The organism is Gordonia sp. NB41Y, assembly GCF_030718915.1.
GTDB lineage: Bacteria > Actinomycetota > Actinomycetes > Mycobacteriales > Mycobacteriaceae > Gordonia > Gordonia desulfuricans.
Map to the genome: position 1 here is coordinate 955,193 of NZ_CP132196.1, position 12,524 is coordinate 967,716.

Consider the following 12,524-nt stretch of genomic DNA (forward strand, 5'->3'; position numbering starts at 1 on the left):
GAGTGCCACGATCCCAAGTCGGCTGGTCACGGCGTTTCGCGGCCTCTCGCCGAGCCGCTACCCCACTGCTGCCGCGGACTCCACCTGGATGGTCGAGCCGCTCTCCCCGCGCAGCACGTGCAGCTGCGACGGGATACGTGCGCGGAGCTCGTCGACGTGGCTGACGACGCCGACCACACGTCCGCCGGAGCGCAGTTCGTCGAGGACACCCATCACCTCGTCGAGGGCCTCCGGATCGAGCGTGCCGAAGCCCTCGTCGATGAAGATGGTGTCGAGTACGCGCCCGCCGGATTCCGCCGACACCACGTCGGCGAGGCCGAGTGCCAGCGCAAGGGAGGCATAGAAGGTCTCGCCACCCGACAGCGTGGTGGTGGCCCGCACCGCACCGGTGTACTCGTCGCGCACCTCGATACCGAGTCCGCCCCGCCGGCCGCGCGGTCCGACGGCATCGGAGTGGACGAACTCGTAACGGCCGGCCGACATCTGACGCAGCCGCGCCGATGCGGCCACCAGCACTTCTTCGAGGCGTGCGGCGAGTACATAGGCATGCAAGGACATCTTGCGCGCGTTCTGGCCGCGACCGGCGAACAGTTCGGCCAACCCCGACACCTCGGCGTGTTTGGCGCGCAGCGGTGCGATGGCGTCCAGTGCAGCCCAGAACTCGGCGACCACACCCTCCAGTCCGTGCAGTCGTTCCCCGGCGATCGCATGCACCCGGGCGGCCTGCTCGTGCCTCGTCTGGGCGTCGGCGAGCCTGGACGAAAGACTCTCGACGTCAACGGGTTCGGAATCCATCGCGGCGACGACGGCCGGATCGGTGAGCGTCTCGCGCGCCGCGGCGCGCATCTGGGCCGCACGGGTGAGCATGTCCTCCCACGCGACGATCTGCTTGGGTGCCGCAGATGCCGCGCGGGCAGCACCCACGTCCGGGAATCCCTGTGCGATACACAGGTCACCGAGGTTGGCGGCGATCTCGTCGCGACGGCGCGTCCACGCCGATGCCTCGCGTCGTGCCTCGCGCAATGCCTTGGCGCGCGTGCACAGTTCGGCGAGCTCGGTGCGGCGTGCCGCGATGTCCATCGATCCACCCGTCGCCTCGGTGACCTCGGCGTCGAGCTCGTCGACGGCCGTCCGGAGGGCCGTGTGACGTTCCATCGTGCCCGACCGCTCCGCGGCGACCCGGCTGTGTTCGGTGCGCCACGACTCGACCTCGGTGTCGACGGCGGCCACCGCGTTCTCGCGCTGGGCGATCTGGGCGACCAGCCGTTCGGCCTCACCCAGTTCGCGGGCGACCCTAGTGAATTCGGTGACGACCTCGTCCCGGGATGCCTCACCGGCGATCGCCAGGACGTGGGTGCGCCGTTCGGTGAGAACGGCGAGTTCGGACTCGGCGCGACGCCGGTGCTCGGCCGCGCGGTCTTCGGCGGCCCCGGCCGCCCGCTCTGCGGATTCGGCGATCACCGCGTCGTCGGTGCGCGAGGCGGGCGCCGGGTGGGCAACGGAACCGCACACCACACACGGTTGACCGTCGGTCAGTTCGGCGGCGAGTTCGGCGGCCATCCCCGTCAGCCGACGTTCGCGGAGATCCTGGCGGTGATCGCGTGCCGCGGCGTGGGCGTCACGGGCCTCGGCGACCGCGGTCTCGGCTGCGGTGATCTCTGCGACCAGGGCATCCCGACTGGTGACGGCCTTCCCGATGGTGGTGAGCCGCTCGTGCTGTTCACGGAGCCTGGTGACCTCCGAGCGGGCGTCGAGCGCGGCGGTCAGCGCCGCGACGGCGGTCTCGCGGCGCGCCGGGGCGTCGGCCAGCGCCGCATCGAGCTCGTCGAGCCGACGGCCGGCGGCCCCGATCGCGGCGTCGAGACGTTCGATCTCGGCGATCTGCCCCGGACGGCGCGACATCCGCTGCGCCAACGGTTCCCAGCGGGCCGACTCCCCCGTCCAGCGGCTGACCGCCGTATCGAGGGCGGTGTCGAGATCTCCGGCGTCGGAAACCTCGTCACCGGCGCTCCGGGCGCCGCAGACCGCAGCCCCGTCGTCGAGGGCGGTGAGCGCGGCCAGCGCATCGGCGCAGGCGGAATGGGCTGCGGTCGCGGCCTTCTGCGCACGGAGGTGGTCATCGGCGACCGGCAGGATCGTCGCCGCCCGCCGAGCGGCGGCCAATGCCGTGGTGACCTTCTCGAGTTCGTCCTTGCCGGCATCGAGCTTGGTGAGTCGGGCAGCGGCGTCGACGCCACGCCGACGCAGATCGACCGTCCGCATCCCGTCCTGATGGGCGGTGCGCGCGCGATCGAGGTCGGCGGTGGCGGCAGCGGCGGCCTTCTGAGCGGCGTCGGCCTGGTCGCGGGCGACCTCCAGACACTGCTGCGCCCAGTCGAGATCCGGCTCGGCAGGGGTCTCGGCACCGCTGACACCGGTGATCTGACCGGCGATACGGTCGAGCGTGCCGGCCTTCTCGTCGAGCTTCGCCGCACTGCGCCGTGCCCGCTCCCGCAGCCACTCCTCGATGTCACCGAAACGTTCGGTGTCGAACAGCCGCTCCAGCAACTGTTCCCGCTCGTCGGAGGTGGCACGCAGGAACCGGGCGAACTCCCCCTGCGGCAGCAAGACCACCTGGAAGAACTGGTCGGCGCTCATCCCGAGCAACCGGGTGACGGCCTCACCGATCTCGGGCAGGCGGGTCAGATCGGGACCGGACCCGTCGACCCAGACGAGGGTGCCGTGTGCCTGGACCTTGGTGGTGCCGGTCCCCCGCTTCTTGGGCCGCTGATACTCGGGCGAACGGACGATACGCATCCTGCGGCCACCGATCGTGGCCTCCAGCTCCACCTCCGGGACCTGCTCTGCCGGAGCATGATCGGAGTGGAGACGCCGGTTGGTGTCACGAGCTCCGGGCACCCGCCCGAACAGGGCGAAGGCCACCGCGTCGAGCACCGTCGTCTTTCCCGCACCGGTCTGCCCGTGCAGCAGGAACAGTCCGTCGGTGCCGAGGTCGTCGAAGTCGACGACCTGCTCGTCGGCAAAGGGCCCGAACGCCTGCATCCGCAGGCGATGCAGCCTCACGCCGACTCCGCCGCGGGCAGTTCGAGCTCGAACAGTGCACCCTGCTCGCCGGAGTCGGCGATGGCAACCTCCGGCTCACCGACCACCGCGCGCAGCGCCTGCTCGATCAGTGCCCGCTCGGCGCGGGACGGGTCGTCGCGCACATCGGTGATGAAGGACGCGATGATCTCGGAATCGGTCCGCCCCCGCACCCGTGACGAGTAGTCGGTGCGTTCGGTGGTCTCGGGCCGCTCCCAACGCACGTGGACCGCATACGGGAAGCGCTCCCGCAGCCGGCGCATCGCGTCGAGCGGCCGCACCGCATCGGTGAGGGTGGCCTCCACGTAGTGTTCCTCGGCGTCTGCGTATGCGGCGTCGGTGAGCAGGTCGTCGAGGGTCCCCGACACCGCGCTCAGTCCCCGCACCTCCGGCAGGTCGTGCCTGCGGACCTCCGCGAGCCCGTCGGCGTCGAGATCGACGATCCACACCGCCTTGTGGTGCGAGCGCTCACCGAAGGAGTACGGCAGCGGTGAGCCGCTGTAGCGGACCGCCTCGGTGACCTGCTGCGGCGAGTGCAGATGCCCCAGGGCGGTGTAGTCGACCCCGGAGAAGGTCTCGGCACCAACGGTTTCCACTCCACCGACGCTGATCGACCGTTCCGATCCGGTGGCCTCCCCACCCACCACGAAGGCATGTGCGGAGACCACCGACCGCACCTGACGTTCGGCGAGGTCGGCGCGGATACGTGCCATCGCCGCGTCGAGTACGCCCTGATGACCGCGGGCGTCGGCGACGCCGAGTTCGCGTCGGGCGGTCTCCGGCTCGAGGTACGGGATGCCGTAGAAGGCCACCTCGCCGTACTCGTCGGCGAGCATCACCGGCCGGTCGATCCCGGCGATCGTGGTGCGCAGATGCAGGCCGCCGGCGGCGGCGAATGCCGAGCCCGCGCCGAGACGGGTGGGCGAATCGTGGTTGCCCGAGGTCACCACGAGGGTGGCCCCGGCGGCCGCGATGGCGGCCAGCCCCTCGTCGTAGACGGTCACCGCGTCGGCCGACGGCACCGACCGGTCGTAGATGTCACCGGCCACCACCACCACGTCCACCGACTCCGCGGCGACGATCTCGGCGAGGTGGCCGAGCGCGCGACGCTGATCGGCGAGCAACTCGACGCCGTGGAAGGTACGGCCGAGATGCCAGTCGGAGGTGTGCAGGATGCGCATGCCCATAACGGTACGATCTCGCCCCGACAGTTCCGCGGAGGCATCCACGCGGTGTCGGCCACTCGGGCCCATCGGGGCCCGGCAGCACCCGGATACCGGTGTGCCCCCGGACGGCGGTCCGGGGGCACACGGGTCTGCGAGGTCACACGGTTCAGGCGGCCCCGGCCTCCTCGACCTCGCCCTCGGCGATCCGGGCCGCCGCACCCGACGGCGTCGCCTGATGCGGGGGCCGCTTGAGGAACAGGGTGGCGACCGCACCGACGAGAAGCACCAGCGCGGGCAGGTACAGGGACTGTCCCAGCGCGGTGGCGAACGGTTCGCGGATGATCGCCGGCAGCCGGCCGACGGTGTCGGAGTGCTCGGTGGTGTCCACGCCGGGCAGTTCGGCGGCCAGACGGGTCTGCATGATCGCGCCGACCGCGGCCGCGCCGATCACCGATCCGATCATCCGGGTGGTGTTGTAGACACCGGCACCGGCGCCGGCCTGATACCAGGGTAGGTTGCGGGTGGCGGTGGCCGCCAGCGGCGCCCAGATACCCGCCGACGAGACACCCATCAGACACAGCGGGATGATCAGTTCCCAGACCGGGGTCTCGGGACGGGTGATGAGGCCGAGCCACCCCACCGAGATCCCTTGCAGCAGGAGCGAGCTGGCGATGATCGCACTCGGGTGGGTGCGGTCGAGCAGACGACCGATGATCGGCGCCAGGATGCCGGTGAGCAGGGCCTGCGGGACCATCATCAACGCCGAGCGGGTCGGCGACATCCCGCCCACCAGCTGCAGGAAGAACATGGTGGGGATCATCAGTCCGGAGATCGCGAAGCCCATCGAGGCGATGCCCACGTTGGACAGGGTGAAGTTGCGGTCGCGGAACAACGACAGCGGCACCAGCGGTTCGGTGCGAATCCTGGACTGCCAGTAGATGAACAGGATCATCACGGCCAGACCGCCGACGATCAGCGCCCAGATCCCGCCGGACCAGTTGTAGGTCTCGCCTTCCTGGATGCCGAAGACGAGGGCGAACAGGCCGACCGCCGACAGGATGACGCCGATCCAGTCGAAGCTGTGGTCGTGGGTCTCGACGTCGGGAACCAGCGTGGCGGCCAGGACCAGGCCGATGATGCCGACCGGCAGGTTCACGAAGAAGATCCACTCCCATCCCAGGGAGTCGGTGAGGATGCCACCGAGCAGCGGGCCGACCAGGGTCGCCACGCCGGCGACGGTGCCCCACACACCCATCGCCGCGCCACGCTTCTCCGGCGGGAAGATGCGGGTGATCAGTGCCATGGTCTGCGGCGTGATCAGGGCCGCGCCGACACCCTGGAAGGCGCGGGCGGCGATGAGTTCGCCGATGCTCGTGGAGAATCCGCACCAGACGCTCGCCGCGGTGAAGACCAGCAGGCCCACCTGGTAGACGCGCTTGGGTCCGAACTTGTCGCCGAGGCGACCGGTGATCAGCAGGGGGACGGCGTAGGTCAGCAGGTAGGCGCTGGTGACCCAGACGACGCCGTTGACGTCGGTGTGCAGGGCCACCTGGATCTGGGGTTGCGCAACGGCGACGATGGTCACGTCGACGAGGATCATGAAGAATCCGACGCACAACGCCATGAGCGACAACCAGGGCCGGTTGGTGACCGGCGCAAAGGTGGGCATGGTCATGGGTTCAAGGCTTTCTGGTTCGCGGGCCGATCGGCCTCGGAAGACGAATGTGGGTGGGAGTACGGCGAACCGGGATCGTCGAGCCACTCGATGGTGCCCTCGCGCAGTCGGATGAGCAGGTCCTCCACCCACTCGATCTGTGCGCGCAGGGTGGCGACCCGACAGCCGCCGTCGAGGAAGAACATCTCCGGTTTTCCCTGTGCCCGAACGATTTCCAGCGCATCGACGCAGTCGTCGAGATCGGTGCGCATGGCGTCCAGGCGCGCCGAGAGCAGTTCGATGACGCGACTGCGCGGCAGCGAATGCGACTCGGCCAGGGCGAGATAGAGCTCGGGATACTCGACGGGGTGGCGCCCCAGGATCAGTTCGAGGGCCTCGGCGAGGGCCTCGGTACCGGCCTCGGTGATGGTGTAGACGGTGCGTTCGGGCCGGTTGCCCTCGCGCTGGATCTCGTGGACCTCGATCAGTCCGTCGGCGGCGAGGCGATCGACGGCGTGATAGAGCGTCCCCGGGCGGAACCGTGCGAGTCGGTCCTCCTTGCGTTCGAGGGTGGTCTGGACCATCTCGTACGGATGCATCGGACGTTCCCCGACGAGCCCGAGGACCAGGATCGCCATCGGTGCCAACGGTCGCTTGCTCACGCGTCCTCCCACACTGCCCCGTACGAAATATTCCATGTGGAATATACCGCTCCGAGGAGGTCCGGCCAAGTGGCCCGACGGATCCGGCCACGTGTCGTATTCCTTCATTACTGTGGAACACATGGCCCAAGACACCAGCACCCCCGACGAGAACCCCACCGGCCAGGGCATCTACGTCACCGGTGGCCAGGAGTTCGTGCGCGACACGAAGTACATCACCACGCGGATCACCCGCGACGGCCGCGACGGCTACCCCGTCGAGGCGGGCCGCTACCGTCTCGTGGCCGCCCGCGCCTGCCCCTGGGCCAACCGCACGCTGATCGTGCGCCGCCTGCTCGGCCTCGAGGACGCCATCTCACTGGGCTTGTGCGGACCCACCCACGACGCCGACTCGTGGACATTCGACCTCGACCCGGGTGGCGTCGACCCGGTCCTGGGCATCCCCCGCCTCAAGGACGCCTACGAGAAGCGGTTCCCCGGCTATCCCAAGGGCATCACCGTCCCGGCGGTCGTCGAGGTCGCCACCGGCGAGGTGGTCACCAACGACTTCCCGCAGATCACCGTCGACTTCGAGCTGGAATGGACCGAGTTCCACCGGCCCGGCGCCCCCGAGCTCTACCCCGAGCACCTGCGCGCCGAGATCGACGAGGTGGCCAAGGGCATCTACACCGAGGTCAACAACGGGGTGTACCGCTGCGGATTCGCCGGCAGCCAGGACGCCTACGACTCGGCCTACGTCCGGCTGTTCACCAAACTCGACGAACTCTCCGAACGACTCTCGACCCGGCGTTATCTGGTGGGCGACACCATCACCGAGGCCGACATCCGGCTGTTCACCACCCTGGCCCGCTTCGACCCGGTCTACCACGGGCACTTCAAGTGCAACCGCACGAAGCTGTCGGAGATGCCGGTGCTGTGGGCCTATGCGCGTGACCTGTTCCAGACCCCGGGCTTCGGCGACACCACCGACTTCGCCCAGATCAAGCAGCACTATTACATCGTCCACCGCGACATCAATCCGACCGGCGTCGTCCCGCAGGGCCCGGACCTACGCAACTGGCTGACCCCGCATCACCGTGAGGAGCTCGGCGGTTCGCCGTTCGGCGACGGCACACCCCCACCCCCGCCACGACCCGCCGAAGTCGTGCCCGCACAGAACTGGGTACCCACCGCATGAACGCTCGGCAATCCGACGCCCCGCCGTCGAAGACGGTCGTGGTCACCGGCAACCTCCTGGACAAGGCGCAGCGCCTGCAGGCGCCCGCCGTCGCCAAGTACGTGCGCTCGCTGCGCGAGAAGTACCCCGCCGAATCCCCCGCACAGATCATCACCCGACTCGAGAAGCGGTATCTCACCACGGTCACCGGCTCGGGCAGTGCGGTCGGCGCCACCGCCGCCGTCCCCGGCGTCGGGACCATCACCGCCCTCGGCGCGGTGACCGGCGAGACCGCCCTGTTCCTGGAGGCGTCGGCGCTGCTCGCGCTGGCCGTCGCCGAGGTGCACGGCATCGGTGTGCACGAGGTGGAACGGCGCAAGACGCTGGTGCTCACCGTCGCGCTCGGCGAGGAGGGTCTGGCGCGGCTCGGCCGGGTGGTCGGCACCCAGGGTGGCGCACTGCGCCGGCTCGGCGGTGCGTCGGTGCCCGGCGGCTCGTTCACCTCGCTCAACCGGACACTGATCAATCGGGTCGCCAAGAAGTACGCGTTCAAGCGCGCCCCGCTGCTGATCGGCCGCGTGCTCCCGGCCGGTATCGGGGCGGTGATCGGTGGCGTCGGCAACCGCGCGTTGGGCAAGCGGGTCATCGCCAATGCCCGTGAGGCGTTCGGCCCGGCCCCCGCGTTCTGGACGATCGACGGCTCCGTGATCACCGAACCGGGGCTGCCGACCGGGAAGAAGTGACCCGGTCGCTTCCGGACACCCGGACCGCCGAGGTCCGAGTCGCCCGCGACCCCGACGGCGACACCGCACCACCGGCCACCGGCTGGCTGAGCCGGCTCACCGCAGACTGCCTGCACCATCGCAGGCTGGTGGTGATCACCCTGACGGTCACTCTGATCGCGGTGGCCGTCGACCTGGTGGCACCCCTGCTGTCCAAGGCCGCCCTCGACCGGGCGACCCATCCGTCCGTGGCGACCACCGGGCTGACCATCTCGGTGATCGTCGCGCTGCTGATCGGGCTCGCGGTGGTGCGCTACGTGTGTCAGTTCGGCCGACGGCTCACCGCGGGCCGGTTGTCGGTGGAGGTGCAGAACTCGCTGCGCCTGCGACTGTTGGACACGATCCTGCATCTCGACGGCGCCGGCCAGGGACAGATCCGCACCGGTCAGATCGTGTCCCGCTCCATCTCGGACCTGCAGATCGTGCAGGGCCTGCTGGCGATGGTCCCGTTGTCGGCGGGTGCCGCGGTGCAGGTGGTGATCGCCCTGGGCATCATGGCCTACCTGTCACCGCTGCTCACCCTGATCGCGCTGGCGATCCTGCCGCTGGTCGCATTGTCGGTGGTGCGCAACCGTCGTCGGCTGTTCGCCGCCACCTGGTCGGCCCAGCAGGCCGCGGCCGACGTCGCCCAGCACGTCGAGGAGACCGTCACCGGTGTCCGCGTGGTCAAGGGCTTCGGCCAGGAGTCCCGCGCGGTCGACGAGCTCGTCGGGCTCGGACGCGACCTGTTCGGCAAACGCCTGCGCGCCGGGAAGATCAATGCCCGGTTCACCCCCACGATGGCCGCCATCCCCCAGCTCGGGATGGTGGCGGTGATCGCCGTCGGCGGGTACCTGACCCTGCACGGGACCATCACCGCGGGCACCTTCCTGGCCTTCGCCACCTATGTCACGTCGATGACCGCGTTGGCCCGGCTGCTGACCAACCTCGTGGTCAGCGCCCAGCTGGCCCGGGCCGCCGTCGAGCGTGTCTACGACGTCATCGACGCACCGGCCGACCCGGACGAGACCGCCACCGGCACCCTCCCCGACGGGCCGCTCGGAGTGGACCTGACCGATGTCGTCTTCGCCCACGACGGGCGCACCGTGCTCGACGGGATCGACCTGCAGATCGCGCCGGGTGAATGCGTGGCCGTGGTCGGACCACCCGGATCGGGCAAGTCGACCCTGGCCGACCTGGTGGTCCGGTATCGGCGCCCCGATTCCGGACAGATCGCCCTGATCGAACCCGTATCCGACGAAACCGGCTCGCCGGCAAGACATCCCCTCGCCGAACTCTCCCCTGCCGCCCTGCGTGAGGCGGTGAGTGTGGTGTTCGACGAGCCGTTCCTCTACTCCGACACCATCGCGATCAACATCACCCTCGGCGAACCCCGCGCACCGGGCACCGCCGTCGCCGATCCCCGATTGCGAGCAGCCGCCGACGCCGCCGATGCCCTGGAGTTCATCGAGGCGCTACCCGACGGTTTCGACACCGTCGTCGGCGAACGCGGCCTGACCCTGTCCGGTGGGCAACGGCAGCGGATCGCGCTGGCCCGCGCCCTCTACGCCCGCCCGCGTGTGCTGGTCCTCGACGACGCCACGTCGGCCGTGGACGCCGCCACCGAGGGGCGCATCCTGCGCGGGCTGCGCGCCCGCGGCCCGGCGACGACCGGCGAGAACGGGGCCGACCGGGCGCGCCCGACCATGCTGGTGCTGGCGCACCGCCGGTCGACGCTGATGCTCGCCGACCGTGTCGCCGTCCTCGACGAGGGACGGCTGGTCGACATCGGTACCGTCGCCGAACTCGACGAGCGCTGCCCGCAGTTCCGGGCATTGCTCTCACCGAGCCGCCCGGAACAGCCACAGGTGCCGGTCATCCTGGCACCGACCGCCGAACTCGAACGCGCGCTGTGGCCCGACGAGGCGCCCGACGCCCCCGAACGTGTCTCACCGAGCACCCCGGCACCCGCCGGTGGGCCGGGCGGTGCGCGTGGCGGACGCGGCGGCGGGGTCTCGGGTGCGCTCGGTTCGATGCCGGCCACCCCCCGGCTGCTCGCCGCGGTCGAGGCGCTGCCCCCCGCCGACGAGGACCCGCAGGTCGACGTCGCCGCGATGCGCGCCGACAACCCCCGGTTCTCGCTGTGGGCGCTGCTGCGTCCGGTGCGTCTGCTGATGGCGGTGGCGATCGTGGCGATCACCGTGGACACCCTCACCGGACTGGTGTTCCCGGGGCTGGCACGTACGGTCATCGACGCGGCCACCCGCTCCGACGAACGCACCCTGCTCGTCGCCACCGGGATCGGTCTGGTGACCGTCGCCGTCGGCTGGGTGGCCACCGCGCTGATGACGCTCTACTCGACGCGGGCCGGTGAACGGGTGCTGTTCGGCCTGCGGATCCGCAGCTACGCCCATCTGCAACGACTCGGGCTCGACTTCTACGAGCGGGAGCTGTCCGGTCGCATCATGACCCGCATGACCACCGACGTCGACGCACTCTCGACATTCCTGCAGACCGGGCTGTCGACGGCCATCGTCGCGGTGCTCACCCTGGTCGGCGTCACCGCAGCTCTGCTGGTGACCAGCACCGATCTCGGGGTGCTGGTGTTACCGGTGTTCCCGATCATGATCGCCGCCACCGTGGTCTTCCGGCGGATCGCCGCACGCGCCTACACGCGCTCGCGGGAACTGATCAGCACCGTCAACGCCGACTTCCAGGAGAACATCGCCGGACTCAAGACCACCCAGGCCTACGACAACACCGACGTCGCCCAGCACCGGTTCACCGCACGCACCCGCGACTGGGTGGCCGCCCGGATGACCTCCCAGCGCGCGATCTCGGTCTACTTCCCGTTCATCACCCTGATGAGCGACCTCGCGGCCGCGGCCGCGATCGCCGTCGGCGCCCACCAGATCTCGCAGGGCTCGTTGTCGGCGGGCACGCTGATCGCCTTCCTGCTGTATCTGACGCTGCTGTTCGGGCCGGTCCAGCAGTTGTCGCAGGTGTTCGACGGCTATCAGCAGGCCGCGGTCGGTCTGCGTCGGATCGCCGATCTGCTGCGCACCGAGACCACCGTGCGTGAGCGCCCCGACGCCCGTGATCCCGGCGCCGCCCGGTTCCTCGGCGACGCCGAACTCGACAATGTCGGTTTCCGCTACTCCGGCGCGGCACGAGACGCGCTGTCCGGGGTGGATCTGCACATCGCGCCCGGCACGTCCCTGGCGCTGGTCGGTCGGACCGGTGCGGGCAAGTCGACCATCGTGAAGCTCCTCGCCCGCTTCTACGACCCCACCACCGGGTCGGTGCGGATGGACGGCACCGACATCCGTGACCTGACCCTCGAGGGGTATCGTCGCCACATCGGCCTGGTGCCGCAGGAGCCGCATCTGTTCACCGGAACGGTCGCCGACAACATCGCCTACGGCCGGCCCGACGCCGATCGAGACGCGATCACGGCCGCAGCGGCGTCGGTCGGGGCCGTCTCCATGATCGCCGGACTCGACGGCGGTATGCGCCATCCGGTCGGTGAACGCGGGCAGGGCCTGTCCTCCGGGCAGCGGCAGCTGATCGCACTGGCCCGCGCCGAACTCGTCGAACCCGACCTGCTGCTGCTCGACGAGGCCACCGCCACACTCGACCAGGCGACCGAGGCGACCGTGCTGGCCGCAGGCGCCGCGGTGACCCGCCGCCGCACCTCGGTGATCGTCGCCCATCGGCTGGCCACCGCGGCCCGCGCCGACCGGATCATGGTGGTCGACGACGGGCGGATCGTGGAGTCGGGAACACATGACGAGCTCATCACGTTTGGTGGAAGGTACCGCGCGTTCTGGGATGCAGGTGTCGATCCCGGTACGGGCGGTCGGTCGTGCGCCGAGGACGTCACCCGATGAGGTGGTCGGCGGCCTCGACACCCGCGCCGGCGGCGTGGCGCGCAGTGATCTCCATCGCAGTGGACGGCTGGGAGGACTGCCCGCCACGGACCAGACGCCGGACGCGTACCATCTTCAGGTGGTTCACGACTTGTCTCCACAAGAGACTTTGGGC

8 protein-coding genes are annotated in these 12,524 nt (G+C 70.1%); 3 read left to right on the forward strand and 5 right to left on the reverse strand.

The window, feature by feature from the left end:
• Positions 1 to 57 precede the first annotated feature (57 nt).
• From Q9K23_RS04090 to Q9K23_RS04105, 4 genes are all read right to left on the reverse strand, one after another.
• Positions 58 to 3,063, reverse strand: coding sequence for an SMC family ATPase (locus tag Q9K23_RS04090; protein ID WP_059036765.1), 3,006 nt, complete (start codon positions 3,061 to 3,063; stop codon positions 58 to 60).
• Positions 3,060 to 4,262: an exonuclease SbcCD subunit D gene (locus tag Q9K23_RS04095; RefSeq protein WP_059036767.1), complete on the reverse strand. Its 1,203-nt coding sequence runs from the start codon at positions 4,260 to 4,262 to the stop codon at positions 3,060 to 3,062. Before Q9K23_RS04095 ends, Q9K23_RS04090 begins: the two co-directional genes overlap by 4 nt.
• 151 nt (positions 4,263 to 4,413) lie before the next feature.
• Positions 4,414 to 5,922, reverse strand: a complete 1,509-nt coding sequence (locus Q9K23_RS04100) for an MFS transporter (RefSeq protein WP_053777993.1) — start codon at positions 5,920 to 5,922, stop codon at positions 4,414 to 4,416.
• Positions 5,919 to 6,539 carry a PadR family transcriptional regulator gene (locus tag Q9K23_RS04105; protein ID WP_238403770.1) on the reverse strand — a complete coding sequence of 207 codons (621 nt, stop codon included), beginning with the start codon at positions 6,537 to 6,539 and terminating at the stop codon, positions 5,919 to 5,921. Before Q9K23_RS04105 ends, Q9K23_RS04100 begins: the two co-directional genes overlap by 4 nt.
• Before the next feature lie 145 nt (positions 6,540 to 6,684).
• Here Q9K23_RS04105 and Q9K23_RS04110 point away from each other — a divergent pair, with 145 nt between their 5' ends.
• The 3 genes from Q9K23_RS04110 to Q9K23_RS04120 all read left to right on the forward strand — a co-directional run bounded on the left by Q9K23_RS04110 (position 6,685) and on the right by Q9K23_RS04120 (position 12,370).
• The gene (locus tag Q9K23_RS04110; RefSeq protein WP_053777995.1) at positions 6,685 to 7,740 is read left to right on the forward strand and encodes a glutathione S-transferase C-terminal domain-containing protein; all 1,056 of its coding nucleotides are present in this window, start codon (positions 6,685 to 6,687) and stop codon (positions 7,738 to 7,740) included.
• Entirely contained in the window at positions 7,737 to 8,462 is a 726-nt protein-coding gene (locus Q9K23_RS04115) for a hypothetical protein (RefSeq protein WP_053777996.1), read from the forward strand. Before Q9K23_RS04110 ends, Q9K23_RS04115 begins: the two co-directional genes overlap by 4 nt.
• Positions 8,463 to 8,548: 86 nt before the next feature.
• Positions 8,549 to 12,370, forward strand: a complete 3,822-nt coding sequence (locus Q9K23_RS04120; RefSeq protein ID WP_305950531.1) for an ABC transporter ATP-binding protein — start codon at positions 8,549 to 8,551, stop codon at positions 12,368 to 12,370.
• Here the strand turns inward: Q9K23_RS04120 and Q9K23_RS04125 are convergent.
• Positions 12,360 to 12,497 (reverse strand): hypothetical protein, encoded by a 138-nt coding sequence (locus tag Q9K23_RS04125; RefSeq protein WP_020794214.1) that lies wholly within the window; start codon positions 12,495 to 12,497, stop codon positions 12,360 to 12,362. The genes Q9K23_RS04120 and Q9K23_RS04125 overlap by 11 nt on opposite strands.
• Positions 12,498 to 12,524 lie beyond the last annotated feature (27 nt).